This is a genomic window from Streptomyces sp. NPDC051310, from assembly GCF_044455245.1.
GTDB lineage: Bacteria > Actinomycetota > Actinomycetes > Streptomycetales > Streptomycetaceae > Streptomyces.
Map to the genome: position 1 here is coordinate 1 of NZ_JBITEO010000004.1, position 26,610 is coordinate 26,610.

The following is a 26,610-nucleotide window of genomic DNA, read 5'->3' on the forward strand; positions in this document are numbered from 1 at the left end:
TCCGGTATTAGACCCCGTTTCCAGGGCTTGTCCCAGAGTGAAGGGCAGATTGCCCACGTGTTACTCACCCGTTCGCCACTAATCCCCCACCGAAGCGGGTTCATCGTTCGACTTGCATGTGTTAAGCACGCCGCCAGCGTTCGTCCTGAGCCAGGATCAAACTCTCCGTGAATGTTTACCGGTAATCCGGTGTCAACACTCGCGTTGAGCGGAACCGGAGGGGAGGAATGATCCCCTCGGTTCACAGCGTCCTCGCTGTGTTTCTTCAAAGGAACCTCATCTCCGTGATGGAGACGGGGTATCAACTAATCTGGCGTTGATTTTTGGCACGCTGTTGAGTTCTCAAGGAACGGACGCTTCCTTTGTACTCACCCTCTCGGGCTTTCCTCCGGGCGCTTCCCTTCGTTGTTTCCAACCTTACCAGATCCGTTTTCCGTTCCGTTTCCGGTTCGGATTCTGTTTCCGGCGGCCGTTGGAGGGCCTTTGCCTTTCGGCTGCCTTTCGACCGGACCGACTTTATCAGAGATTCTGAGTCGGTTTTCCCGGTCCTCCGGGGACCCTCATCGGCGCACTGCTGCGCCGGGTCCCCGTCGGGCGGAGCCGTAAACGTACTGGAGCGGGGAGCCCCGATGCAAATCGGGGCTCCCCGCTCCGGAGGACGGTCCGACGGAGCGTCAGACCTCCACCACCACAGGGAGGATCATCGGCCGGCGGCGGTAGGTGTCGGAGACCCACTTGCCGATCGCGCGGCGGATCAGCTGCTGGAGCTGGTGGGGTTCCGCGACGCCGTCGGCGGCCGAGCGGGACAGGGCGTCCTGGATCCTCGGGATGACCGCGTCGAACGCGTTGTCCTCGATACCGGAACCGCGGGCGTGGATGTGCGGGCCGCCGGTGATCTTGCCGGTCGTGGAGTCGACCACGACGAACACCGAGATGATGCCCTCCTCGCCCAGGATGCGGCGGTCCTTCAGCGAGGTCTCGGTGACGTCGCCGACCGAGAGGCCGTCGACGTACACGTACCCGGCCTGGACCTTGCCGACGATGCGGGCACGGCCGTCGACCAGGTCGACCACGACGCCGTCCTCGGCGATGACGATGTGGTCCTTGGGGACACCCGTCAGCGCGCCGAGCTCGGCGTTGGCGCGCAGGTGGCGCCATTCGCCGTGGACCGGCATGAGGTTGCGCGGCTTGCAGATGTTGTAGAAGTACAGCAGCTCGCCCGCCGACGCGTGGCCCGAGACGTGGACCTTGGCGTTGCCCTTGTGGACGACGTTGGCGCCCCAGCGGGTGAGGCCGTTGATCACGCGGTAGACCGCGTTCTCGTTGCCCGGGATGAGGGACGACGCCAGGATCACCGTGTCGCCCTGGACGATGCGGATCTGGTGGTCCCGGTTGGCCATGCGGGACAGGGCCGCCATCGGTTCGCCCTGGGAGCCCGTGCAGACGAGCACGATCTCGTGGTCGGGCAGGTCGTCGAGCGTCTTGACGTCGACGACCAGGCCCGGCGGGACGCGCAGGTAGCCCAGGTCGCGGGCGATGCCCATGTTGCGGACCATCGACCGGCCGACGAAGGCCACCCGGCGGCCGAACTCGTGCGCCGCGTCGAGGATCTGCTGGATGCGGTGGACGTGGCTGGCGAAGCTCGCCACGATGATCCGCTTCTGCGCGCCCGCGAAGACCGTCCGCATGACGTTGGAGATGTCGCGCTCGTGCGCGGTGAAGCCGGGGACCTCGGCGTTCGTGGAGTCCGACAGCAGGAGGTCGATGCCCTCCTCGCTGAGGCGGGCGAACGCGTGCAGGTCGGTGAGGCGGTTGTCCAGCGGCAGCTGGTCCATCTTGAAGTCGCCGGTGTGCACGACCATTCCCGCGGGGGTGCGGATGGCCACGGCCAGGGCGTCCGGGATGGAGTGGTTCACCGCGATGAACTCGCAGTCGAACGGACCGAGCCGCTCCCGCTGCCCCTCGGCGACCTCGAGGGTGTAGGGGCGGATGCGGTGCTCCTGGAGCTTGGCCTCGATCAGGGCGAGGGTCAGCTTGGAGCCGATCAGCGGGATGTCCGGCTTCAGCCGGAGCAGGAAGGGGACGCCACCGATGTGGTCCTCGTGACCATGGGTGAGGACGATGCCCTCGATGTCGTCGAGGCGGTCCCGGACGGTGGTGAAGTCGGGCAGGATCAGGTCGATGCCGGGCTGCTCCTCCTCGGGGAACAGGACACCGCAGTCGACGATCAGCAGCCGGCCGTCGTATTCGAAGACGGTCATGTTCCGGCCGATCTCGCCGAGACCGCCGAGCGGGGTGACGCGCAGGCCGCCCTTGGGCAGCTTCGGGGGCGCGCCCAGTTCAGGATGCGGATGACTCAAAAGACTCTCCTCACCACACGCGCCACGTACCGCTTGGGCACGTGGCGCGCGTGACATTCGTGCACTTGCTGTTGTCTTGGGATGATCTCGTATTCAGTTGATCGCTTATTCAGTTATGAAGTCTGTGGTTACAGCTCTACCCCGCCCGCGGCAAGGTCGATCTTGAGCTGTGCCGTTTCCTCCGGCGAGAGCTCCACGAGCGGCAGGCGCAGGGGGCCCGCCGGGAGGCCCAGGAGGGCGAGGGCCGCCTTGGTGGTGATGACGCCCTGCGTACGGAACATGCCGGTGAAGACCGGGAGCAGCTGCTGGTGGATCTCGGTGGCCTTCTGGACGTCACCGGTGAGGTGGGCGTCGAGGAGGGCGCGCAGCTCCGGGGTGACGACGTGGCTGACGACGGAGACGAAGCCGCAGGCGCCGACGGAAAGCAGCGGGAGGTTGAGCATGTCGTCGCCGGAGTACCAGGCCAGGCCGCTGCGCGCGATGGCCCAGCTGGCGCGGCCCAGGTCCCCCTTGGCGTCCTTGTTGGCGACGATCCGGGGGTGGTCGGCGAGGCGGACGATCGTCTCGGTGTCGATCGGAACGCCGCTGCGGCCGGGGATGTCGTACAGCATCACGGGGAGCCCGGTGGCGTCCGCGATGGCGGTGAAGTGGCGGAGCAGGCCCTCTTGCGGGGGCTTGTTGTAGTACGGCGTGACGGCGAGCAGGCCGTGCGCTCCGGCGCGCTCGGCGGCGCGGGCGAGCTCCAGGGAGTGGTGCGTGTCGTTGGTGCCGATGCCGGCGACGACGTGGGCCCGGTCGCCGACCGCCTCGACGACCGCTCGTACGAGCTGGTCTTTCTCCGCGTCGCTGGTGGTCGGGGACTCGCCGGTGGTGCCGCTGATGATCAGGCCGTCGTTGCCTGCATCCACCAGGTGGGTGGCGAGCCGCTGAGCGCCGTCGAGATCGAGTGCGCCGTCCGCCGTGAAGGGCGTGACCATAGCGGTGAGGACCCGCCCGAAGGGGGTCTGCGGAGTCGAGATCGGAGCCATGGGTAACACGCTACTCGCTGCTCAGCGCGCGGGGTCCCCTCGGGGGACGCGGGAGTGGAGCCCGGCACTGCCTGCTCGGGGGTTCAAGCAGTGCCGGGTCCGTTTGATCAGCCTAGATGAACTTCTCGGAACGCCGCAATACGGACACTTCGGGCGGCTGAACCGTACATCTGTGCCGTGTGGGGCTTATGGGGCGACGCGGCCGTTGGCGTTGAAGGCGGCGTACGTGAGCGGCATCAGGCGCGCCCAGTGCTCCTCCATCTTCTCGCCGACCATCTCGATCTCCCGCTGGGGGAAGGACGGGACCTTCGCCAGCTCGTGCTGCGTGCGCAGGCCGAGGAAGTGCATCAGCGAGCGGGCGTTGCAGGTGGCGTACATGGAGGAGAAGAGGCCCACGGGGAGCACCGAGCGGGCGACCTCGCGGGCGACACCGGCGGCCAGCATCTCCTGGTACGCCTCGTACGCCTGGACGTACGAGGTCTCCATGGTGCGCTCGACGAGCTCCGCCTGGGCCTCGGTGCCCTCGACGAAGACGTACTTGCCCGGGCGGCCCTGCTGGACCAGCTTGCGGGAGCCGCCGGGGACGTAGAAGACGGGCTCCAGCTCGCGGTAGCGGCCGGACTCCTCGTTGTACGACCAGCCCACGCGGTGCCGCATGAACTCGCGGAAGACGAAGATCGGGGCGCTGATGAAGAACGTCATCGAGTTGTGCTCGAAGGGGCTGCCGTGGCGGTCCCGCATCAGGTAGTTGATCAGGCCCTTGGAGCGCTCCGGGTCCTTCTGCAGCTCGTCGAGGGACTGCTCGCCGGCCGTGGAGACACGGGCCGCCCACAGCACGTCGGAGTCGGCGGCGCTGTGCTTGACCAGCTCGACGGTCACATCGCTGCGGAAGCTGGGCTTGAGGTCTGCGGCGGGGGTGTCGGTCACCGGCGGGGGTCCTTCCAATTGCGTCGCTCGGGCGGCGCCCACTCTACGGCCCGGCACCGACAGCCCCCGACCGGACGGACCGCGGGGACATTGTTCGGCCGATCCGTGGAAACCGGGCACCAAAGTGGTGCTTCATGCGTCTGTCCCAGTAGCAGCGTCCGTCACGAGTCACAAGGAGGGTTCTCACATCATGTTCCGCCGGCGTGAGGCAGTCCCGTTCGCTTTCGTCGCCGAAGCCGACCGCTTCCGGAGTAACGTCACTCCTCCGCCCCGCGAGCGTCCCAGTCTGTCCGAGGTCGCCGGTCGTACGCTGATCGGACTGACCGTCGTGGCCGGCCTGGCGGGATCGCTGCTCTTCGGGATCCCGGCGCTGGAGAGCGGCCCGGCGACCGGTCATGCGCAGCAGTCCGAGGCGTCCCGAAGCCGGTAGCCCTTTCGGCCACCCTGAGGTGGCCCGTCCGGAAGGTGCTGGGTAGCCTCACCGGGCACAGCCCCATCGAGCGTGCGTATGAGTGAGGATCAGTCGTGCCCCTGCCCTTCCTGACGGCCGACAGTGCTTTCGACACCAGCGAGGACGACGTCGCGCTCCCTTACGAGGACCTCGACCAGTGGCGTCGTCCGTACCGGCCGGGGCCCTACCGGGTGGGCGCCGCGGCGCTGGCCCTCCTCCTGGCGTCGTTCGTGCTGCTGGCCGCGATGATCATCGCCTTCGCCGGGGCGCTGCCCGGCGCGGTGAGCTGTCTGGCGGTGGCCGCGCTGGTGATCGGCGCAGCGCTGCGGCTGCTGCGCATGGGCACCTGGGTGAGCCGGGAAGGGGTGCGGCGCGTCGGGTTCTTCCGGACGGCGACCGTGCCGTGGGCGCGGGCGACCGCCGTACGGACCGTGCAGCAGCCCGTGCGCTGGCTCGGGCTGCCGCGCACCGTGCAGGGGCAGGCCCTCGTCCTCGTACGGCAGGGGGAGGGTGAGCCGCTGACGCTGCTCACCGATCACAACGCGGACTTCCTGGCGCGGGTCGAGGCGTTCGACCGGGCGGCGGACGCGGTCGAGGCGTGGAGCGCGGAGTACGCGGTCAGTTCCTGACCGGCCGCCGGCCCTCGTGGAGGGCGATGGCGTGCTGCATCGCCTTGCGGGCGCGCGGGGTGTCACGGGCGTCGTGGTAGGCGACCGCGAGACGGAACCAGCAGCGCCAGTCGTCGGGGGCGTCCTCGGTCTCCGCGCGGCGGGCGGCGAAGACGGCGTCGGCCGAGTCGCGGTCGATGCGGCCGCCGGGCGTGCGCTTCAACTCGTCGACGGGCAGGCCGCCTTCGGCCTCCAGTGCGGCGGCGAGCCGGTTGGCCTTGGTGACGAACTGCGTGTTCTTCCAGAGGAACCAGACACCGATGACCGGCAGGACGAGCACCGCGCCGCCGAAGGCGACGGTCAGCGCGGTGCCCTGCTGGATCAGCATCACGCCACGGCTGCCGACCAGGACGAAGTAGACGACCAGGACGGCTGCCGTGACGAAGTAGGTGATCTTGGCGCGCATGACTCAGTTCAGGTCGAGGAAGTTTTCCAGGCCGAAGGTGAGGCCGGGAGTGGTCACCACCCGGCGGGCGCCGAGCAGGATGCCGGGCATGAAGCTGCTGTGGTGCAGCGAGTCGTGCCGGATGGTCAGCGTCTCGCCCTCGCCGCCGAGCAGCACCTCCTGGTGGGCCAGCAGGCCCCGCAGGCGTACGGCGTGGACCGGGACGCCGTCGACGTCCGCGCCGCGGGCGCCGTCCAGGGCGGTCGTGGTCGCGTCCGGCTGGGGGGCGCTGCCGGCCTCGCGGCGGGCGGCGGCGATCAGCTGGGCGGTGCGGGTGGCGGTGCCGGACGGGGCGTCCACCTTGTTGGGGTGGTGCAGCTCGACCACCTCGACCGACTCGAAGTACGGCGCCGCGATCTGCGCGAACTTCATGGTGAGGACCGCGCCGATGGAGAAGTTCGGGGCGATCAGGACACCGGTGCCGGGGGATCCGTCCAGCCAGCCGGACAGCCGGCCGAGGCGCTCCTCGGTCCAGCCGGTGGTGCCGACGACCGCGTGGATGCCGTGGCGCACGCAGAAGTCGAGGTTGCCCATGACGGAGGCCGGGGTGGTGAGTTCCACGGCCACCTGCGCACCGGCCTCGACCAGGGTCTCCAGCTTGTCGCCCCGGCCGAGGGCGGCGACCAGTTCCATGTCGCCGGCGGCCTCGACCGCGCGGACGGCCTCCGAGCCGATGCGTCCCCTGGCCCCGATGACCGCGACCCGCAGCTTGCTGCTCATGCTCGTACTTCCTTCGGTTCCGTCATGAGTGTCGTCAGGCGACCGCTTCGTGGAGGCGGTCGGCCTGCTTGTCCTTGAGGGGGCCGATCACGGACAGCGACGGGCGCTGTCCGAGCAGCTCGGCGGCCACGTCTCGTACGTCGTCGGGGGTGACCGCCGCCATGTGGGCGAGCATGTCGTCGACCGACATCTGGTCGCCCCAGCACAGTTCGCTCTTGCCGATGCGGTTCATCAGGGCACCGGTGTCCTCCAGGCCGAGGACGGTGGAGCCGGAGAGCTGGCCGATGGCCCGCCGGATCTCGTCGTCGGACAGGCCTTCGCGCGCGACGCGGTCGAGCTCGTCCCGGCAGATCCTCAGCACGTCGTGGACCTGGCTGGGGCGGCAGCCCGCGTACACGCCGAACAGGCCGCAGTCCGCGAAGCCGGAGGTGTACGAGTAGACGCTGTAGGCCAGACCGCGCTTCTCCCGCACCTCCTGGAAGAGGCGGGAGGACATGCCGCCGCCGAGGGCGGTGTTCAGGACGCCCAGCGCCCAGCGGCGGTCGTCGGTGCGGGCGAGGCCCGGTACGCCGAGGACGACGTGCGCCTGCTCGGTGCGCCGGTTGAGCACCTCGACGCGGCCGGCCGTGCGCAGGGCGCGCGAGCCGCCGCGCGGGGCGACCGGGACGGCGTCGGTGCGGGTGAGGGCGCCGGCCTTCTCGAAGGTCTTGCGGACGTGGCGCACGACCGTGGCGTGGTCGATGTTGCCCGCGGCGGCGACGACCAGGTGGGTCGGGTCGTAGTGCTTCTTGTAGAAGCGGCGGATGCGGTCCGCGGTGAGCGCCTCGATGGTGTCGACGGTGCCGAGGACGGGGCGGCCCAGCGGTGTCTCGCCGAACATCGTCCGGGCGAAGAGGTCGTGGACGACGTCGCCCGGGTCGTCCTCGGTCATCGCGATCTCTTCGAGGATGACGCCGCGCTCGGCGTCGACGTCCTCCTGGCGGATCAGCGAGCCGGTGAGCATGTCGCACACCACGTCGATGGCGAGCGGCAGGTCGGTGTCCAGCACCCGCGCGTAGTAGCAGGTGTACTCCTTCGCCGTGAAGGCGTTCATCTCGCCGCCTACCGCGTCGATGGCGGAGGAGATGTCGAGGGCGCTGCGCTTGCGCGTGCCCTTGAAGAGGAGGTGCTCCAGGTAGTGGGTGGCGCCGTTGAGGGCGGGCGTCTCGTCGCGGGAGCCGACGTGCGCCCAGATGCCGAAGGTGGCGGAGCGTACGGACGGCAGGGTCTCGGTGACGATGCGCAGGCCGCCGGGGAGGGTGGTGCGGCGGACCGTGCCGATGCCGTCCTTGCCCTGGAGAAGCGTTTGGGTACGGGCGACGGCCCGCGCCTCCGAGGAGGTGCGGGCCGTCGCCTGTGAGCTACGGGACGTCACTGGTCGGTGTCGTCCTTCGCGTCGTCGGAGGCAGCGTCCTCGTCCGCGACCACGGGGATCAGGGAGAGCTTGCCGCGCTGGTCGATCTCGGCGATCTCCACCTGGACCTTGGAGCCGACCGCGAGCACGTCCTCGACGTTCTCCACGCGCTTGCCGCCGGCGAGCTTGCGGATCTGCGAGATGTGCAGCAGGCCGTCCTTGCCCGGGAGCAGGGAGACGAACGCGCCGAAGGTGGTGGTCTTGACGACCGTGCCCAGGTAGCGCTCGCCGACCTCCGGCATGGTCGGGTTGGCGATGCCGTTGATCGTGGCGCGGGCGGCCTCGGCCTGCGAGCCGACCTGGGCACCGATGTAGATGGTGCCGTCGTCCTCGATCGTGATCTCGGCGCCGGTGTCCTCCTGGATCTGGTTGATCATCTTGCCCTTGGGGCCGATGACCTCGCCGATCTTGTCCACGGGGATCTTGACGGTGATGATCCGCGGGGCGTTGGGGGACATCTCGTCCGGGCGGTCGATCGCTTCCATCATCACGTCGAGGATGTGGAGGCGGGCGTCGCGGGCCTGCTTGAGGGCCGCGGCCAGGACGGAGGCCGGGATGCCGTCCAGCTTGGTGTCGAGCTGGAGGGCGGTGACGAACTCCTTGGTGCCGGCGACCTTGAAGTCCATGTCGCCGAAGGCGTCCTCCGCACCGAGGATGTCGGTGAGGGTGACGTAGTGCGTCTCGCCGTCGATCTCCTGGGAGATCAGGCCCATGGCGATACCGGCGACGGGGGCCTTCAGCGGCACACCGGCGTTCAGCAGCGACATGGTGGAGGCGCAGACCGAGCCCATGGACGTCGAACCGTTGGAGCCGAGAGCCTCGGACACCTGGCGGATCGCGTAGGGGAACTCCTCGCGCGTCGGCAGCACCGGCATCAGCGCGCGCTCGGCGAGGGCGCCGTGGCCGATCTCGCGGCGCTTCGGGGAGCCGACGCGGCCGGTCTCACCGGTGGAGTACGGCGGGAAGTTGTAGTTGTGCATGTAGCGCTTGCGGGTCACCGGGGAGAGGGTGTCCAGCTGCTGCTCCATGCGGAGCATGTTGAGGGTGGTGACGCCCAGGATCTGGGTCTCGCCACGCTCGAACAGCGCCGAGCCGTGCACGCGCGGGATCGCCTCGACCTCGGCGGCCAGCGTGCGGATGTCCGTCAGGCCACGGCCGTCGATGCGGACCTTGTCCTTGATGACGCGCTCGCGGACCAGGGACTTCGTCAGCGAGCGGTACGCCGCGGAGATCTCCTTCTCGCGGCCCTCGAACTGCGGGAGCAGCTTCTCGGCGGCGACGGCCTTGAGGCGGTCGAGCTCTGCCTCGCGCTCCTGCTTGCCGCCGATCGTGAGCGCCTGGGCGAGCTCCGTCTTGACGGCGGCGGAGAGGGCCTCCAGGACGTCGTCCTGGTAGTCCAGGAAGATCGGGAACTCGCCGACCGGCTTGGCGGCCTTCGCGGCGAGGTCCGACTGCGCCTTGCACAGGACCTTGATGAACGGCTTGGCGGCCTCGAGACCGGCGGCGACGATCTCCTCGGTCGGCGCCTGGGCGCCGCCCTTGACGAGCTCGATGGTCTTCTCGGTGGCCTCGGCCTCGACCATCATGATCGCGACGTCGCCGTCCTCCAGGACGCGGCCCGCGACCACCATGTCGAAGACGGCGTCCTCGAGCTCGGTGTGCGTCGGGAAGGCGACCCACTGGCCCCGGATCAGGGCGACGCGGGTGCCGCCGATCGGGCCGGAGAAGGGCAGGCCGGCCAGCTGCGTGGAGCAGGAGGCGGCGTTGATGGCGACCACGTCGTAGAGGTGGTCGGGGTTGAGCGCCATGATCGTCTCGACGATCTGGATCTCGTTGCGGAGCCCCTTCTTGAAGGAGGGGCGCAGCGGCCGGTCGATCAGGCGGCAGGTGAGGATGGCGTCCTCGGAGGGCCGTCCCTCACGGCGGAAGAAGGAGCCGGGGATCTTCCCGGCCGCGTACATCCGCTCCTCGACGTCGACGGTCAGCGGGAAGAAGTCCAGCTGGTCCTTCGGGTTCTTGGAGGCGGTGGTGGCCGACAGCACCATGGTGTCGTCGTCCAGGTACGCCACGGCGGAGCCGGCGGCCTGCTTGGCCAGGCGGCCCGTCTCGAAGCGGATGGTGCGGGTGCCGAAGGAGCCGTTGTCGATGACGGCCTCGGCGTAGTGGGTCTCGTTCTCCACTAGCGGTTTCTCCATTTACTTGTCGTCTTTGCGTCCCCTGGACGCCCGTGTGGCGGGGGACGTGGCGGAGAAGCGCGCCTTGGGTGCGGGCCGGTCTTCGATCGAAGCACCCGGGGTCATGTGCCCCGGGGGCCACTACCGAGGACCGGCGACGGCGAGGGCGCCCCTCCCTGCCAGCCTTGCGGCTTTTATGGCGTTTTCGTTATTGCGTTGTGCGACCAGATTACTGAGCTCGGGCTCAGGTTGGCATTCCGATCACCCTGCGTACGGGCTGCGGGCCGGTACGGCGGTGCCGTACGCACGTCCCGCAGTGCGTCTCGTACGGCCGGTACGTGGTGTACGGGCGTACGGCGCGTGCGTCCCGCACGCTCTCGTCCTACGAGTACCCCGTGTACCGGCGGCACATCCCGTACCCCGGGTACCGGGCGTATACACCCGGTACGGGGACCGCGCGTGCGTCACCGGGGTCACGCGGGTCACGCGCCACACGCGTCACGCGCAGCGCGTACAGCAAAGGGAGCGGCTCCCTCAGCGTGGGAACCGCTCCCTTCACGGCGTCTTACTTCGCACCGCCGGCCGCACCACGGCGGATGCCGAGGCGGTCGACCAGCGCACGGAAGCGCTGGATGTCCTTCTTGGCCAGGTACTGCAGCAGGCGGCGACGCTGGCCGACCAGGATCAGCAGACCACGACGGGAGTGGTGGTCGTGCTTGTGCGTCTTGAGGTGCTCGGTCAGGTCCGAGATGCGGCGGGAGAGCAGCGCGACCTGCACCTCGGGGGAGCCGGTGTCGCCCTCCTTGGTGCCGAACTCGGACATGATCTGCTTCTTCGTAGCGGCGTCGAGAGACACTCGGTACTCCTCTTGGTGTTCGATGCGCCTGCGAGTGCCCCTGGTCTTGGTCTCAGGGGAGCTTCCGTGACTCGGAGGCGAAGGCACGATGGGCGCTGCTCCCAGATGCTCCGGGGGCGCGTACACAAACGGCCGTCACACAGCGTACCAGCCCCGGAAGGGTCCCTCGCACTTGCCTGCCGGGGCCGGTCTCACTTGCTCGTCATCGAGCGGATCGAGTGGTAGACGTCGAATACCGCAAGGCACAGCGGGATCAGCGTCAGCAGCACGAAGGTCTCGGCGATCTCCAGGAAGCGTCCCCAGAACGGCGTCACGCCCTTGCGCGGCACGATCAGCCCGATCGAGACGATCACCGCGGCGACCGCCGCGACGGCGGCGGCGAGCCAGATCGTACGGATGCCGAGCGCCGTGCCGTCCCCGCGCAGGGCGTCCTGCAGCAGCTCCGCCGGAGGGTTGAGGCACAGCCCGAGGCCGAGCAGGACCAGCGACCCCAGCCCCGCGGCCAGCGCGCAGCCGACCTGTGCGGTGTAACGGAACAGATGGGCGCGCATCATCATCGCCACACCGGTGCCCAGCGCCAGGAGCTGGGCCCACACGTCGTCGGAGAAGCCGAGGACCGCCGACGCGCCCACGGCCAGGAGCGCGCAGCCGCCGACGAGGCCGACCAGCAGTTCGTGGCCGCGCCGGGCCTGGGCGGCGATGCGCTCGGCGTCGACCGGGCCCTGCGGCTCGGGGTCGGTGTCGTACCCGCCGATGGCCGTACGGGGCGGCTCGAAGCCGATGGGCAGGCGGGCGAAGCGGGTGGAGAGGCCGGGCAGGAAGGCGAGGGCGCCCACGGCGAGCGTCGCGCTCACGCCGGCGGACTCGACCGGCTCCAGCCGGGTGAGGACGGCGACGAAGGTCACCAGCAGGCCGACGGCGGAGGCGAGGACGAACGCCACGAAGGGGCCGTCGCCGCCGGGGGCGACGATCGTCAGGATGACGGAGAAGACCAGGACGGCGGCGCAGGCGAGCAGGAACTGCAGCCGGCCGATGCCCTGCCCGTCCGCGAGCGGCAGCAGACCGGCGCCGGCGACGCCGGCGTTGGCCATGGCGCCGATGCCGAGGGCGACGGCCGAGCCGCGGTCGTCGTAGACGCGGGCGCGGACGCACGCGAGGGCCAGCAGCAGGACGCCGGCCACGGCGGCCAGGATGCCGGGCAGGCCGTGCATGTCGTGCCGGGGGGCGGACGACCACAGCACGAACGCGAGCAGCACGAGCAGGACGGAGCCCCCGAAGAGGCCGGCGCCCCGCATCAGGCTGTCGCTCCACAGCGTGCGGTCGCGGGCGACGGCGGAGGCCACGGCGTCGGACACGTCGTCGAAGACGGCCGGCGGCAGCGACTCGGCGAAGGGCCGCAGCGACAGCAGTTCACCGTCGAGAATGCGCTGCGCGGCCAGCGAGCGCGCGCCGTCGAGCACGGTGCCGTCGCGCCGCACGAGGTGGTAGCCGACCGGGGCGCCGGGTGCCGGGCTCTGCCCGGACAGCCGGAGCACCTCCGGGTAGAGGTCGGCGACGGGGATGTCCTCGGGCAGTGCCACGTCGACGCGGCCGTCCGGTGCGACGACCGTGACGCGGCAGAAACCGGTTCCGCCGCCGGACGGAGTCACGGGAGCCGGGTGGCCGGTTCCGGTGGCCGCGGCTGGGGCCGTCATACTCACCTGCTGCTTCCCCTCGTGGTTCTCATGCGGCTGGTTCTGTGTGTGCGTTCCGCGTCCGGCGCGTGCGTGCCGCGTCCGCTGCTCGCCTCCGCGTCCGCTGTACGCACGTCCGCCTCCGCTGCTCGCCTCCGCGTCCGCTGTGCGCGCGTCCGAGTCGGCGTGCCGGCACTGCGGCGCTCCGTGTGCCCGGGCCGGTGATCCGGCCCGGTGGATCGGGCCCGGTGGGTCTGGCGCGCGGTTGCGGCGCCGGTTCCCCGTCCTGTTGCGGCCGGTTCCGGCACTGCTTCCGGCACCGGGTGACCCGTTCCGGACGACCCGTTCCGAATCACCGGATTCTTTGCGGAGGTTCACAGGTGCGCGTGCACTTCGCGCCACCCTACCGCCCACCCGTAACCCCCTGCGCAAGTAGGATCCTTCCCCGCGGTCGGAACCCGTCGCCACGGGGGCGCCGATAGGAACGTTTCCGTCCGCCAAGGGAATTGGTGAGCTGTGAGTCAAATCGTCGTCAAGCGCCCACCACGGGCCCTGCCCTCCGAAGTGCCCGGCGAGCAGGTGCAGCTGCAACCCCCGCCCGAGCTGCCGAGAGGGCAGCAGGAGGGCGTGCTGATGCAGCTCCTGCCGACGCTCGGCATGGGTGGTTCGGTCGTCTTCTTCTTCATGACGCCGAACCCCATCATGCGGATCATGGGCATGGTGATGATCGCGTCGACGGTCGCCATGGCCATCGCGATGCTCGTGCGCTACCGGCGCGGCACCCAGGGCCAGCTCGCGGACATGCGGCGCGACTACCTCAAGTACCTCACCCAGGTCCGGCGTACGGTGCTGAGGACGGCACGGCTCCAGCGCGACGCGCAGTACTACCTGCACCCGTCCCCCGAGCAGCTGTGGGCGCTGGTCGCCGAGGGCAGCCGGGTGTGGGAGCGGCGCATCGGCGACGACGACTTCGGCCAGGTGCGCATCGGTCTGGGCAGCCAGCAGCTCGCGAGTCCGCTCGTCGCCCCCGAGACGGCGCCCGTCGACGAGCTGGAGCCGCTCACCGCCGGCGCGATGCAGCAGTTCCTCAGGGCTCACAGCACCCTCGACGGTCTGCCCATGGCGGTGTCCCTGCGCGCCTTCTACTCCTTGACGGTCAGCGGTGACACCGAGTCGGTGCGGTCGGCGGCGCGGGCGATGATCGGCTCGCTCGCTTCGCTGCACTCCCCCGAGGATCTCGTCATCGCCGTCGCGGCCGGCCCGGAGGCGGCCCACCAGTGGGAGTGGGCCAAGTGGCTCCCGCACGTACAGGCGCAGGGCGAGACCGACGGCGCGGGCACGCGGCGCCTGATCACCACGGACGTGCGCCACCTTGACGAGATGCTCGCGCGGCGCCTCGAAGGCCGGCCGCGGTTCCAGGGCGGCGGCCACCCGCTGCTGGACCAGCCGCACATCGTGGTGGTGCTGGACGGCCAGTCGGTGCCGCCCATGTCGGCGCTGGCGGCGGCGGAGGGCCTCCAGGGCGTGACGATCATCGAGGTCGTCCCGGGTGAGCCGACCGGTCCGCGCGGGGGTGGTCTGTCGGTGGTGGTGCACCCCGACGCGCTGCGGCTGGAGTCGGGCCACGGTCTGGTGTACGAGGGTGTCCCGGACGGGCTGAGCCTGGAGGCCGCCGAGGCGCTGGCCCGTCAGCTCGCTCCGCTGCGGGTCGCCTCCGGTGCGGACGACGACGAACCGCTGCTGGCCAACCTCGACTTCACCGACCTGCTCAACCTGGGTGACGCGGCGTCCATCGACGTCAGCCGGACGTGGCGGCCGCGTTCGCAGTCGGAGCGGCTGCGGGTGCCCATCGGCGTGGGCGAGGACGGTGTCCCCGTGATGCTGGACCTCAAGGAGGCGGCGCAGGAGGGCATGGGGCCGCACGGCCTGTGCGTGGGCGCGACCGGTTCCGGCAAGTCGGAGCTGCTGCGCACGCTGGTGCTGGGTCTGGCCGTCACGCACTCGTCGGAGACGCTCAACTTCGTCCTCGCGGACTTCAAGGGTGGCGCCACGTTCGCCGGGATGTCGCAGATGCCGCACGTCGCGGCCGTCATCACCAACCTCGCGGACGACCTGACGCTGGTCGACCGCATGGGCGACTCCATCCGCGGTGAGCTCAACCGCCGCCAGGAGATGCTGCGCGACGCGGGCAACTACGCCAACATCCACGACTACGAGAAGGCGCGTGCCGCGGGAGCCCCGCTCCAGCCCATCCCCTCGCTGGTGCTGGTCATCGACGAGTTCAGCGAACTGCTCACCGCCAAGCCGGACTTCATCGAGATGTTCGTGCAGATCGGCCGGATCGGCCGTTCGCTGGGCGTGCACCTGCTGCTCGCCTCGCAGCGCCTGGAGGAGGGCCGCCTGCGCGGCCTGGAGACGTACCTGTCGTACCGCGTCGGTCTGCGAACCTTCTCCGCGGCGGAGTCGCGGGCGGCGCTGGGCGTGCCGGACGCGTACCACCTGCCCAATGTGCCGGGCTCCGGCTACCTGAAGTACGGCACGGACGAGATGGTGCGGTTCAAGGCCGCGTACGTCTCCGGTGTGTACCGGTCGAACCAGCACGCCGTGGTGCCCGGCGGTCCGCTGCCGGTGGACCGGCGGCCGGTGCGGTTCACGGCCGCGCCCGTTCCGGTGCGGTACGTCGAGCGGCCCGCGCAGCCGGTCGTGCCGGACGCGCGGACGCCCGAGGACGACGCGCTGGCGGACTCCGTGCTGGACGTGATCGTGCGGCGGCTCGAAGGACGGGGGGCGGAGGCGCACCAGGTGTGGCTGCCGCCGCTGGACAACCCGCCGCCGCTGGACGAGCTGCTGCCCGGCCTCGCCGCGGTGCAGGGCCGCGGGCTGACGCAGCCCGGGTACCAGGGGGCGGGGCGGCTCGTGGTGCCGCTCGGTGTGGTCGACAAGCCGTTCGAGCAGCGGCGTGACACGCTCTACCGGGACTTCTCGGGCGCGGCCGGCCACATGCAGATCGTCGGTGGTCCGCAGTCGGGCAAGTCGACCCTGCTGAGGACGCTGATCTCGGCGTTCGCGCTGACGCACACCCCGTACGAGGTGCAGTTCTACGGTCTGGACTTCGGTGGTGGCGGTCTCGCGTCGGTCGCCGGCCTGCCGCACGTGGGAGGGGTCGCCTCGCGGCTGGACCCGGAGAAGGTGCGGCGCACGGTCTCCGAGGTGTACTCCGTCCTGGAGCGGCGCGAGGAGTACTTCCGCAGCGCGGGCATCGACTCGATCGCGACGTACCGCAGGCTGCGCGAGCGCGGGGACATCTCCGTGACGGAGCAGCCGTGGGGTGACGTGTTCCTGGTCATCGACGGCTGGGGCAACTTCCGGACCGAGTACGAGGGCCTGGAGTTCGCCGTGCTCGACATCGCGGCGCGCGGCCTCGGTTACGGCGTCCACGTCATCCTGACCGCGTCGCGCTCCATGGAGGTCCGGGCCAACCTCAAGGACCACCTGATGAACCGGCTGGAGCTGCGCCTCGGCGACACGATGGACTCCGAGCTGGACCGCAAGGCGGCCGTCAACGTGCCGCAGGGCGTTCCGGGACGCGGTCTGACACCGGAGAGCCTGCACTTCATGGCGGCGGTGCCGCGGATCGACGGCATCAACTCCGACAGCGACCTGGCGGAGGCCACCGCGGCGATGGCGCAGGAGGTCAGCCGTCACTGGACGGCGCCGGGTGCGCCGGCGGTGCGGCTGCTGCCCCGGGAGCTCCCGGTGGAGCAGCTCCCGGCCGGGTACGCGGAGCCGAAGCGCGGCATCGCCTTCGGCATCGACGAGAACAGCCTGGAGCCTGCTTTCGTCAACTTCGACCGCGATCCGTTCTTCCTGGTCTTCGGCGAGAGCGAATCGGGCAAGTCCAACCTGCTGCGGCTGCTGATCAAGCAGCTGTGCGAGCGGTACGACGGGGACTCCGCCAAGTTCTTCGTGATCGACAACCGGCGCGCGCTGCTGGACGTCACACCGGCGTCGCACCTGGCGGAGTACGTCCCGATGTCCAACAACATGGACCACCACGTGGACGCGCTGTCCGACCTGATGCAGCGCCGTACGCCGTCGCCGGACGTCACCGCGCAGCAGCTGCGCGACCGAAGCTGGTGGCGGGGGCCGTGCGTGTACGTCGTCGTCGACGACTACGACCTCGTGTCCACGTCGAGCGGCAATCCGCTGGGCAAGCTCACCGAGCAGCTGCCGTTCGCCCGTGACGTGGGCGTGCGCTTCATCATCGCCCGCAGCGCGGCGGGCGCGAGCCGGGCGACGTACGAGCCGTTCATGCAGCGCATGATGGAGCTCGGCGCGCAGGGCGTGCTGCTGTCGGGCGACCCGCAGGAGGGCGATGTCCTCGGCGGCGTGAGGATGCGCCCGATGCCGCCGGGCCGCGGCATCTTCGTCTCCCGCCAGCGCGGCAACCCGCTGGTGCAGACGGGTCTGATGCCGTCGCAGTTCTAGGGGTGGGCAGTCAGCACAGCACCGCGGCGTTCCTCCGGGAGCGCCGCGGTGCTGTGTGCATCGCGGGCTTCGTGTGGCAGGTCGGGGCGGCGGTCATGGCCAGGCTTCGGCTCTGCCGGTCGTTGCGGGCCACGTACGGGATCTTGAGACCACGAGCAGCCCATGGCAGCCTCATGCCGCATGATCGATGAATTCGCGTGCGGCCTACTGCGCGAAGATCGAGCAGGCCGCCAGGTCGGCCGCCCCGGTCAAGGCTTAGAGCCGAGGTGGCCAAGCCACCTGCCGACCGGTTCCCCCCAACAGCTCGGCTGCGGAAGCCCTTTCCTGCCTTCGTTGCGCCGTGTGGATCACCTCGGCCCAAGCCTGATCGGACTCTCGCGAGAGAACGAGTCAGGGTGGGCACCTCCCGCACGTGCCCACCCTGTCGTTCCGACCGCCACTCAGCTCCTAGTAGTAGCCGGCGGCCTTCTTGTCACCGGCCTGGTACGCCGGGCCGGCCTCACGGACCGCCTTGGCGATGCCCTTGAGGGCCTCGTGGATCAGGCGGGTCTCGGTGTCCCACTGCTTGTGGGCGCCGTCCGCGGCCGTCTTGGCCTCACCCTCGAAGGTGGAGGAGATGCTGCGGATCTTCCCCTGGATGGCCTCGAGGGCCTCGTCCAGGTTCTTCGCCTGCGTCTCGATCGTCGTCGCGGCCTGCTCCAGGGAGGAGTAGGTGACGACCATCACGTCATCGGTTGCTCGTGGCACTGAGCCCTCCAAATGCCTTGTGTGTGCTGAACTGTGGAATGGGTGCTGACGTAAGTGCTGACGCGGTTGCGCGTCAGAGGCTGGCGATGTTCGAGGTGGCGCGGCGCGTCGCGGCAGCGTCACCCGAGAAGCCGCCGGTCACGTCGACACCGCGCAGCGCCTTCTCCACCTCGTCTTCGGTGTTGCCGGCGGTCGTACGGGTGACCTGGATCGCTTCCTGGAAGTTCAGCAGCAGCTTCGCGATACGCACCATGGCCTGGTTGATCTCGGTCTGCTTGGTGTCGAAGGCACCGGCACCGATGCCCTTCCAGTTGCCCTCGAGGCTGTCGATGACGCCCTGGAGGCTCTTCAGCTGGCCCTTGACGGATTCGAAGCGGTTCGAGATCTCGTCCTGGAAATCCTTGAGACTCTGATCGCCAACCTTCTGGACTGCCATGTGTCGCTCTTCCTTTCTTGGGTTCTCACGGAGCTGCGACGTGTCGGTTCACATCGGCAGCGGTGGTTTCTGTGGGTCAGGCGCTGCGGCGGCGCCGGAGGACGGCGAAAGCCGCTCCCGCGAGGACGACCACGACTGCCGCCCCGCCGATGATGAGGCCCATCCGGCTGTTGCTCCCCGTCCCGGCCTCGGCCCCGGCCTTCTCGCCGGAGCCTGCCACGATCGCGTCGCTCCCGGGCTTGGCCTGCGGGGCTTGTGACGAAGCTGGTGCAGACGGGGCGGTGGCGCCGGACGAGGCGCCTGCGCCGGGGACGCCGCCCACCTTCTCGTTGGTCAGGGGGCTGACGCTCGGGTCACCGGGCTTGCCCAGCCCCCGGGTGATGTGGGCGTTGGGACGGACGATGCCGTGCCCGAGGAAGCTGCTGACGCTGCCGGGCTTCCAGTCGTCGCCTCGGCTGGCCGACTCGAACATCACCCTGAGGACCTGGTTGCCGGTCCACTCGGGGTGCTTGGACCAGATGAGGGCGGCGGTGGCGGAGGCGAGGGCGGTGGCGGAGCTGGTACCGCCGTCGCCGTCGCAGTAGGCCTTGAAGGTTTCGTCGCACCAGCGAGGGATGGCGCCAGAAGGAGCTGCGATGTCTACGAAGTCGCCATGCTGGGAATAGTCGGCCACCTTGCCGTCCGGGCCGGACGCTGCAACCGCAACAGCTTCCGGGTAGCTGGCCGGATACTGAGGCTTGTTGCCCTTCTTCGCACCGTTTCCGACACCAGCGAAGAGAAGCTTCCCCTTGCTCTGCGCGTACTTAACTGCGTCACGCACTGCGGAGTTGTAGTAGTCGCTTGACATCGACACGTTGATGATCTGGGCATCGCTGCTCGCAGCCGCACGAATGGCGTCGCGCATATCGAAGCCGTTCACCTTCTCCGTGTTCTGGAGCTCAGTGTCGGACACTCGATAAGGGATGATCTTCGTCGCCGGCGCCAATCCCTTGATGCCGCCCCCTGCGCCTGTGCCGGCGATGATCTCAGCCATCGTCGTGCCATGCCCAGTGAGGTCGTCCGTCTCCTCACCCTTGACGCCCGTAAGGTCCTTCCCCTTCAACACCTGACCTTTGAGGGACGGCGTAGAGGGATTGACGCCGCTGTCGATGACCGCGACCTTGATGCCCTTGCCCGTGGCGGTCTTCCAGATCTCGTCGGCGCGCATGGCGTCCAGGTACCACTGCTTCGACTGTGGATCCGTGATGGTCGCTGCTGTGGCCGAACCGCTGATACCCACGGCCCACGCTCCTGCCGCTGCCACGGCACAGAGCAGGCCGCGCCGCACGGTGGAAGTGCTGCGCTTCGGGACCTGGCTCATTACTGGCGTCATCCTGACTTCCGAACCTTCCGAGTGCCTAGTCGATCACCGGTGGCACAGCACCGCGTCGCCGCGCTGTCCACGTCTCTTCGTCTTCGGTCAGGTAGTCCGGGCGGGTTGAGCCAGCTCGCTCCTGCTCTTCGTCACGCGACGGGCGCTGGCCACCACGACCACCCGCAACGGCTGCACCGGCGGGTCCCGTGGCGCTGCGAGGAGTCCCGACCACACCGTTCACGCTGGGCGTGCCGCGTCCGGTGGGGCGAGACGCACCGGCCCCCTGGTGGGCTCCGATGACCCCGGACTGGCTCGGCCGGGCAGTGGAGGGGCGACCCGCGGCGGGAGTTTCTCCACCGATGACCGTTCCCTTGGGGAGACGTGCTCCGGTGTTTCCGCCCGTGGGCCGCTGCGGCGTGCCACCGACGATCCCGTTCGAGTGACCACCCCGGGGGGCGGCCGAGGGACCCTGACGTCCGGCCGGCCCCTGAGCGGGCATTCCCGGACGGCCGCCCATCGGGGTCTGGTTCGTACCGCCCACCAGGCCGTTCCGCCCGGCCGGGCCAGGACCGGTTCCCATCATTCCCGGACGGCCGACGGGGTTCGCACTGCGTCCGGCTGCCGGTCCCGAAGAAGTGGGACCGGGCATGCCGGGCCGTCCGACCGGCCCCGTGGGACGCGCGCTCGACGGGCCGTTGCCCGTGGGACGGCCCACCGTGGTGGGCCCCTGCCCGCTGGGCCGGGGCACCCCCTGCGTGCCGATGGTCTTGGGCGGAGTGATGCCGCGCGGAGGCGTGCCGATGGGGCCGATCAGCGGAGGTGCAGTGTTGGTCGGGCCCGTCGGGTTCGGGGTCGGCGCGGTCGGAGGAGTGCCGACGGGCGCCGTGGGAGCGGGAGGCGTCGCAACGGTGTCGATGACCACCGAGGGGTTCGAGCCCACTGGCGCGACGGGCTTGTCCGGGACTTCAACGGGCCTTCCGGACGCGTCTGGCCGGGACGCGCTTTCGACCTCGGTGGTGTTGGCGCGGCTCACGGAGGTGGGTGTGGCCGTCGCTTGCCGAAGGTCGGCCGACCCGGTAGCCCCCTGCGAAGGGGACTCGTCATAGATGCCGCCGGACGGCAGCGGCACCGCCACATCCAACGGCTTCGGCGGTGTCGGTGGCTCCTGGGCCGCCAGGGTGCTTTCCGAGACCGCGTAGAAGGAGGCCAGGCGGTTCATCTGGTTGATGGCCTCCTGGCGGTCCTTCTCGACCTGGAGGGCCTTCTGGTAGTCCTGGTTGTCCTGCGTGCGCTCCGGCATCGCGAAGTCGTCGGGCTTCTTCTGGACCGGCCGGCCGTCGCGCGGCGGCTTGGAGTTGCGGACCGAGGCCAGGCCCGTGCTCGCCACCTTCATCTGCTCGCCGACCGTGTTGGCGAAGGTGCCGAGGCCGTACGTGTAGGTGACGAGCTCCGCGCCGTAGCGGCGGAACTCGTTGGCCGCCTGGCCCTCCCAGTCGGTGTCCTTGACGAAGTGGGCGAGGTCCGTCGCCGCCTTGTTGAGGGCGGTCGTCGCGTCCGTCAGCGCGATGCCCGCCTGCTCCAGGTCCTCCGGGTTGGCGCTGTCCAGGAGGTCGAGCATCGCGTTGAGCGGGGCGTTCTCGAAGCTGGTCTTGCCGAAGAGGCTGACCCCGGTGCCGGAGCCGAAGACGTCGCTCAGGATCGAGGTGACGCGCTGCGCCATGTCCGTGGCGGCGAACTGGCCGTGGATCTGGGCGTCGTCGGCGTTCTGCTGCTGCTGTGCCTGCGAGGCCTGCTGCTCGGGATCCGGCAGCGTCGGCGGCTTGTTGTCAGTCATCGGTCATCACCCCAGGTCCGCATCGGCGGACTGGTTGTCGTTGCGAGGCTGCTCCGGCGCACCACTGTTGTCCTTCGCCTTCCGGCGGTCCACGGCGTCGTCGTACTGCTTGTCCAGCCGCGCGTGGATGACGTGGAACCGGCGGCGCATGTCCTCTTCCACGTTGTCGTAGCCGACATCGGCCGCGTGGACCGCGATGCTGTACATCTCGATCTGGTCGTTGAGGGACTTGGAGAGCGAGACGAGCGCCTTGTGGACGCGGTTGTACTGGGTGTAGAAGCCGTCCGCCTCGGCGAACTGCATGCCGACTCCGAGCGAGCTGCGGGTCATGCGCTCGTTCGCGACCTTGGAACCGGTGCCGGTGGCTCCTTCGAGGTTCGACAGGACGTCGTTCACCCGGTCACGGAATTTCTTCAGCGCGCCTACACCGCGCTCGAGGTCACTCGCCACAGCCGTCGCCCCCGATACCTACAGCCACGAGCACGTTGCTCATGCCTCCCCGTTTACTCAGTCGTCCAGCACATCTCTGTGCCACAGCCACTCTAGTCACTGGCTATGACAACTGAAGTGCCTTGTCCATCACGCCTGTTCCCCGCAGTGCGGTTGCAACGTCAGCCGCCCGCCCCGGTCGCGACCCGTCTCGCGCGGCGCCGTGCATCGCGTACGGCGACCGCGCCGCCGGCGATGGCGGCGACCAGGACCCCGCCGCCCACGACCACGTACGTCGCGAGGCGGGCCGTGCGTTCCTCCGGTGATTCGCCGAGGTGGGCCATGGCCGGGGTGGGTGCCTCGGCGCGGGTGAGGCCCTCCTGGGCGACGGGCTTCTCGATGGGCCTGTCGTCCTCGGTCAGCGCACGGACCGGGTCGACGACGCCCCAGCCGACGAGGCGGTCGTGTCCCGCGACCGAACGCTCGGCGGTCTGCTGGATCTGGGCGACGATCTGCTGCCGCGTCCACGTGTCGTGCTTGCTCTTGATGAGGGCCGCGACGGCGGCGACGTACGGCGCGGAGAAGCTGGTGCCGTTGTCCGCGCAGTGACCGCCGCCGGGAACGGTGGAGATCATATCCACACCGGGAGCGGCGACGCCGACGAAATCCCCGGACTGCGAGAAGGCGGCGCGCTCGTTGTTGCGGTCCGAGGAGGCCACCGCGAGGACCCCCTCGTACGAGGCGGGATAGGTCTTCTTGACGTTGCCGCCGAGGCCGTCGTTGCCCGCCGAGGCGACGACGACGATCTCCTGCTCCAGCGCCGCGTCGACGGCCTCCTTCAGCTCCGGCGCCGGCTCCACCGCGTTGGCGGTGTCCTGGGAGATGTTGATCACGTCGGCTTCCTCGTCGATGGCGTGCCGGATGGCACGGGCGAGGGAGGTGGCCGTGCCGTTGCCCTCCGCGTCGTTCTGCTTGACGGGGATGATCGTGGCGCCCGGTGCGAGACCGACGAAGCCGGTGCCCTTGGCGGGGCGGGCGGCGATGATGCCGGCGACCTTGGTGCCGTGGCCCACGGTGTCCGTGGTGCCGTCGGCCTTGCCCCGGTCGAGCTTGTCGCCCTTCGCGTCCTTCTCGGGCAGCAGGTTCGCCCCGCTCCCGGTGTCGACGGCCTTCGCCAGCTGCGGGTGCTTGACGTCGACGCCGGTGTCGATGACGGCGACCCGCACGCCCTTGCCGGTGGACTGCTTCCACAGCTCGTCCAGCAGGACCCGCTGCAGCGCCCACGGACGGCCTTCGTAGGTCTTGCCCGGGAAGGTGCACTGCGTGGACTCCTCCGCGGCGGCGGGGGGCGCGGGCAGCGTGAGGACCGTGAGGGCCGCGACCGCGGTGGCCGCGGCGGCGGTCCGCAGGCGCCGGCAGGTGTGCGGGCGGCGCGCGGCCGTGCCCGCGCCCGCGTCGGTGCTCGTCTTCGTGTACGTCATCGTCGTCGCCCCTGCCTCAGGAGCCCTGCGGCTGGGCGGCGGCGCCGCTCGACAGGCGCGGCCCGGTCGGCAGGAAGGTCGACCACGCGGCCGGCACCGGCACGGGCACGACGTTCTTGTACCCGAGCTTGTTCTGCGCCTGCTGCGCCTCCATCATCCGCGCCTGCTTCTCCTTCTCCGAGCCGGAGTCACCGATGCCGGAGTCGTCGGTGGCGTTGTCACCGTTGGACTGCATCGCGTAGCGCAGCCCGGTGTCGGTGACGAGGAAGAGGAAGCCCGTGTCGGTCCTGGCGCCCTTGTACTGGCGGAAGAGCTGGCCGGATCCGGGGGTGACGTAGGCGCTGCTCGACCCGGTCGGCAGCGGGGCGGGGAAGTCGGTTCCCGCCCAGGTGCTGAGTGTGGTGGCGCCGTTGTCGCGGTCCACGTCGCGCAGCACGTTGCACACGGTGTTGCGGCTGCCCTCGGCGGTACCGGCCTCGTTGACGGGCTTGGGCGCGAACCGCGGCCACTTCTTGTCCTGTCCGAACGCCTCGCTCGGCTGGAAGGCGGCGGCACTGACCGACGTGGCCCGGCCCGCCTGCCCCAGCTTGATCAGCTGGCGGCTGTTGAGCAGCAGCTTGGCGGTGAAGTCCGAGACGGGCGCGACCCGGCCGCGCAGCACGACGTACTGCTGGTCGCGGGTGCCGTCCGTGGCGGTGAGCACCATGCCCACCTTGTTGGTGGCGGGGTCCAGGTCGCCGGGGACGTCCGCGTCCTCGCCCGCAGTGCCGGGGACGGTGGGGAAGCTGATGGTGTCGCCCTTGTGGAGGGTGTCCAGCCAGGCGGCGGAGACGCGCTGCGCGGCGCGGCCCTGGCCGACGAGCTGGCGCAGGAGCAGCTCGTCCTCCTCCACGGGGTACGCGGTGCCCTGGGCGTCGACGACGTACCGCTTCTTGTCGGGGCCCTCCACGTACAGCAGCTCCCCGCCGCGCAGGCGGTCGCTGCCCTCGGTCTTCTTCTCCTCGCGCTGGGCGAGGACGAAGGCCGCCTTCTGGATGGCCCGGCCGCCTTCGCCCGGGCGCTCGCAGACGGCCCAGCGCTTGGCGGTGCCGGCGTCCTTGGGGTCGGGCAGCCGGTCGGGGGCGTAGGGGATTCCGAGGGTGGCGCCGTGCGGGATGCGGCCGCTGTCGAGCACGGACTCGTCGACGTTGATGACCTTGCCCTTGTCGGGGTCGAGGAGCAGCTTGGCCGACGACATGTTGAGGACGGGGTGCAGCTGCGTCTTCCTGCCGGTCTTGAGGACGACGTAGCGGGTGGTGGACTTACTGGCGATGATGACGTTCTCGCCGGGCCGGTCCCAGCCCTGCGGAGCCACCGGTTTGAACATGCCCCAGGCCGCGAACACCGCGAGCACCACCACACCGACGATGGCCCCCGGCAGCACCGCGCGCAGCGGCCGTGGCGCGGCCTCCTCCGAGCCGGTCGCGTTCGGCTGCACGAACTGCGCGACAAGCCTTCGCTTCGCGAAGGTGTAGGCGTTGAGTTCGTCCCGACGTGATGCCATTTATCTGCTGTCCCTCTCCCCGCTGGGCTGCCAGGTTCCCACCCGCATCGCGCGGGCCCTGCCGCCGTGGCGACCTCTACTATGCCTGCTGGCGGCTGCGTGTTACTGCTCAGGTAGGGTGATCGCCCGGCCAACGCCCATGGGAATTTGGGAATTACGGACACGAGGGGGCAACGCGGCGATGGGTACGGCGACGCGCGCGCGCAATGGGCGGACTACCGGTCGGGCCCCTGATACTTCCCGACGGCAACGCAGCAACGCCCCTGCGGCTCCACCGCCGGCCGTCCCCGCGACGACGACACTGCGCCCGGTGTCGGGCCACAGCCGCCTCGGTCCGCTGCAGCTGCGCCAGTTGGTGCTCGTGGAGTCGGCGCTCGCACTCGCCGCGGTCGGTGTCGCCCTCGGTGATCTGTGGCTGGTGCCCGCGTGTGTGCTCGGTTGCGTACTGGTGCTGTTCGCCGTGATACGCCGGCGCGGCCAGGCGCTTCCGGACTGGTTGTCCACCGTCCTCGCGATGCGCGCGCGCCGGCGGGCCGCCGCGCCGGCCGCGCCCGACGTCGACCCGTCGCTGGCGGCCGTCGCGGAGAGCGTGCCGGACTTCGGCCCGTACCCCTTCGTCGACGCCAAGCGCCGCACCGTCGGCATGCTCGGTGACGGCACCTTCCTCACCGCGGTCGTACGGGTGGAGGCGAGCGGTTCCGCGCTGCGCCCCGCGTTCGGCGCCCGCGCGCTGCCCCTGTCGGTCCTGGGCGGTGCCCTGGAAGTGGACGACATCGTGCTGGAGTCGGTCCAGGTCGTGCAGCACGTCCGCCCGGCGCCCGCCCCGCACCTGCCCCAGCAGTCGGTGGCGCGGTTGTCGTACGCCCCGCTGCAGGAGCGGACCGGCGCTCCGGCCCTGCGCATGACCTGGGTGGCCGTGAAGCTCGACCCGGAGCTGTGCCGTGAGGCGGTGGCGGCGCGCGGCGGCGGGATCGAAGGCGCCCAGCGCTGCCTGGTGCGCGTGGCCGACCACGTCGCGAGCCGCATGACCGGGGCCGGCTTCCAGGCGGTCGTCCTGGACCAGGAGGAGCTCAACTCGACCGTGGCCATCGCCGCCTGCGCCAGCCCGCGGCTCGCCGCCCGTGCGAGCCGGGGCGACGCGGCGCCGCAGCGCCGTACCGCCGAGACGTCCCGGGTGTGGCGGTGCGACGACCGCTGGCACACCACGTACGCGGTCGGGCGCTGGCCCGAGTTGGGGCGGGGGGCGTCACCGCTGCCCAAGCTGATCGCGCTGCTCACCGCCGTCCCGGCGTACGCCACCACCATCAGCCTCACGCTGCGGCGGGGCACGCGCCAGGGGGCGATGAACGTGCTCGGACACGTACGGATCACCGGTGGTTCCGACACGGAACTCGTCGGGGTGCGGCGGGCCCTGGAGCAGGCGGGCCGGACCGCGAAGGTCGGGCTGCTGCGGCTGGACCGTGAACAGCTGCCGGGCGTGCTCGCCACGCTGCCGCTGGGAGGTGCCCGCTGATGGCCCGTACCGCATCCCGCCCGACCGCCG

Annotated in this window: 20 protein-coding genes and 1 rRNA gene; 4 read left to right on the forward strand and 17 right to left on the reverse strand. The window is 70.2% G+C overall.

Going from position 1 to position 26,610, the window contains the following annotated elements; genetic code table 11:
• The 4 genes from ACIA79_RS07080 to thyX all read right to left on the reverse strand — a co-directional run.
• A 16S ribosomal RNA gene (locus tag ACIA79_RS07080) occupies positions 1 to 172 on the reverse strand; the annotation flags it as partial.
• 502 nt (positions 173 to 674) lie between these two features.
• On the reverse strand, positions 675 to 2,360 hold the full coding sequence (locus tag ACIA79_RS07085; RefSeq protein ID WP_399427140.1) for a ribonuclease J: 1,686 nt from the start codon (positions 2,358 to 2,360) through the stop codon (positions 675 to 677).
• 128 nt (positions 2,361 to 2,488) lie between these two features.
• Positions 2,489 to 3,388: a 4-hydroxy-tetrahydrodipicolinate synthase gene (gene dapA, locus ACIA79_RS07090; RefSeq protein ID WP_399427141.1), complete on the reverse strand. Its 900-nt coding sequence runs from the start codon at positions 3,386 to 3,388 to the stop codon at positions 2,489 to 2,491.
• 186 nt (positions 3,389 to 3,574) lie between these two features.
• A complete protein-coding gene (gene thyX / locus ACIA79_RS07095; protein ID WP_399427142.1) occupies positions 3,575 to 4,315 on the reverse strand; it encodes an FAD-dependent thymidylate synthase in 741 nt (246 codons plus the stop codon).
• 190 nt (positions 4,316 to 4,505) lie between these two features.
• Between thyX and ACIA79_RS07100 the strand changes: the two genes are divergently transcribed.
• Both ACIA79_RS07100 and ACIA79_RS07105 read left to right on the forward strand, forming a co-directional pair.
• Positions 4,506 to 4,745 (forward strand): hypothetical protein, encoded by a 240-nt coding sequence (locus ACIA79_RS07100; RefSeq protein ID WP_399427143.1) that lies wholly within the window; start codon positions 4,506 to 4,508, stop codon positions 4,743 to 4,745.
• A 95-nt stretch (positions 4,746 to 4,840) separates the two neighbouring features.
• Positions 4,841 to 5,395: a hypothetical protein gene (locus ACIA79_RS07105; RefSeq protein WP_399427144.1), complete on the forward strand. Its 555-nt coding sequence runs from the start codon at positions 4,841 to 4,843 to the stop codon at positions 5,393 to 5,395.
• Here the strand turns inward: ACIA79_RS07105 and ACIA79_RS07110 are convergent.
• The 6 genes from ACIA79_RS07110 to eccD all read right to left on the reverse strand — a co-directional run bounded on the left by ACIA79_RS07110 (position 5,385) and on the right by eccD (position 12,776).
• Positions 5,385 to 5,840 carry a hypothetical protein gene (locus ACIA79_RS07110; protein WP_399427146.1) on the reverse strand — a complete coding sequence of 152 codons (456 nt, stop codon included), beginning with the start codon at positions 5,838 to 5,840 and terminating at the stop codon, positions 5,385 to 5,387. The two genes, ACIA79_RS07105 and ACIA79_RS07110, sit on opposite strands and share 11 nt — an antisense overlap.
• A 3-nt stretch (positions 5,841 to 5,843) precedes the next feature.
• Positions 5,844 to 6,599: a 4-hydroxy-tetrahydrodipicolinate reductase gene (dapB, locus tag ACIA79_RS07115; protein WP_399427147.1), complete on the reverse strand. Its 756-nt coding sequence runs from the start codon at positions 6,597 to 6,599 to the stop codon at positions 5,844 to 5,846.
• 34 nt (positions 6,600 to 6,633) lie between these two features.
• Positions 6,634 to 8,013 (reverse strand): M16 family metallopeptidase, encoded by a 1,380-nt coding sequence (locus tag ACIA79_RS07120; protein ID WP_399427148.1) that lies wholly within the window; start codon positions 8,011 to 8,013, stop codon positions 6,634 to 6,636.
• On the reverse strand, positions 8,010 to 10,232 hold the full coding sequence (locus ACIA79_RS07125; RefSeq protein WP_399427480.1) for a polyribonucleotide nucleotidyltransferase: 2,223 nt from the start codon (positions 10,230 to 10,232) through the stop codon (positions 8,010 to 8,012). Before ACIA79_RS07125 ends, ACIA79_RS07120 begins: the two co-directional genes overlap by 4 nt.
• Positions 10,233 to 10,791: 559 nt before the next feature.
• Positions 10,792 to 11,082 (reverse strand): 30S ribosomal protein S15, encoded by a 291-nt coding sequence (rpsO, locus tag ACIA79_RS07130; RefSeq protein ID WP_399427149.1) that lies wholly within the window; start codon positions 11,080 to 11,082, stop codon positions 10,792 to 10,794.
• A 191-nt stretch (positions 11,083 to 11,273) separates the two neighbouring features.
• The gene (gene eccD / locus ACIA79_RS07135) at positions 11,274 to 12,776 is read right to left on the reverse strand and encodes a type VII secretion integral membrane protein EccD (RefSeq protein ID WP_399427150.1); all 1,503 of its coding nucleotides are present in this window, start codon (positions 12,774 to 12,776) and stop codon (positions 11,274 to 11,276) included.
• A gap of 495 nt (positions 12,777 to 13,271) precedes the next feature.
• Here eccD and eccCa point away from each other — a divergent pair, with 495 nt between their 5' ends.
• Positions 13,272 to 17,243, forward strand: a complete 3,972-nt coding sequence (gene eccCa / locus ACIA79_RS07140) for a type VII secretion protein EccCa (RefSeq protein WP_399427151.1) — start codon at positions 13,272 to 13,274, stop codon at positions 17,241 to 17,243.
• A 447-nt stretch (positions 17,244 to 17,690) separates the two neighbouring features.
• Here eccCa and ACIA79_RS07145 read toward each other — a convergent pair whose 3' ends face one another.
• The 7 genes from ACIA79_RS07145 to eccB form a co-directional block, all read right to left on the reverse strand.
• A complete protein-coding gene (locus ACIA79_RS07145; RefSeq protein ID WP_399427152.1) occupies positions 17,691 to 17,990 on the reverse strand; it encodes a WXG100 family type VII secretion target in 300 nt (99 codons plus the stop codon).
• A 73-nt stretch (positions 17,991 to 18,063) separates the two neighbouring features.
• On the reverse strand, positions 18,064 to 18,426 hold the full coding sequence (locus tag ACIA79_RS07150; protein ID WP_031074841.1) for a WXG100 family type VII secretion target: 363 nt from the start codon (positions 18,424 to 18,426) through the stop codon (positions 18,064 to 18,066).
• Between the two features lie 76 nt (positions 18,427 to 18,502).
• Positions 18,503 to 19,798 carry a S8 family serine peptidase gene (locus tag ACIA79_RS07155; protein WP_399427154.1) on the reverse strand — a complete coding sequence of 432 codons (1,296 nt, stop codon included), beginning with the start codon at positions 19,796 to 19,798 and terminating at the stop codon, positions 18,503 to 18,505.
• Positions 19,799 to 19,823: 25 nt separating this feature from the next.
• On the reverse strand, positions 19,824 to 21,614 hold the full coding sequence (locus tag ACIA79_RS07160; protein WP_399427155.1) for a hypothetical protein: 1,791 nt from the start codon (positions 21,612 to 21,614) through the stop codon (positions 19,824 to 19,826).
• Between the two features lie 6 nt (positions 21,615 to 21,620).
• Positions 21,621 to 22,010 (reverse strand): hypothetical protein, encoded by a 390-nt coding sequence (locus tag ACIA79_RS07165; RefSeq protein WP_399427156.1) that lies wholly within the window; start codon positions 22,008 to 22,010, stop codon positions 21,621 to 21,623.
• Positions 22,011 to 22,225: 215 nt separating this feature from the next.
• Positions 22,226 to 23,524 carry a type VII secretion-associated serine protease mycosin gene (mycP, locus tag ACIA79_RS07170; protein WP_399427157.1) on the reverse strand — a complete coding sequence of 433 codons (1,299 nt, stop codon included), beginning with the start codon at positions 23,522 to 23,524 and terminating at the stop codon, positions 22,226 to 22,228.
• Between the two features lie 16 nt (positions 23,525 to 23,540).
• The gene (gene eccB, locus ACIA79_RS07175) at positions 23,541 to 25,067 is read right to left on the reverse strand and encodes a type VII secretion protein EccB (protein WP_399427158.1); all 1,527 of its coding nucleotides are present in this window, start codon (positions 25,065 to 25,067) and stop codon (positions 23,541 to 23,543) included.
• A 181-nt stretch (positions 25,068 to 25,248) separates the two neighbouring features.
• Here eccB and eccE point away from each other — a divergent pair, with 181 nt between their 5' ends.
• Positions 25,249 to 26,580, forward strand: a complete 1,332-nt coding sequence (gene eccE, locus ACIA79_RS07180) for a type VII secretion protein EccE (RefSeq protein WP_399427159.1) — start codon at positions 25,249 to 25,251, stop codon at positions 26,578 to 26,580.
• The last annotated feature ends 30 nt before the right edge of the window (positions 26,581 to 26,610 follow it).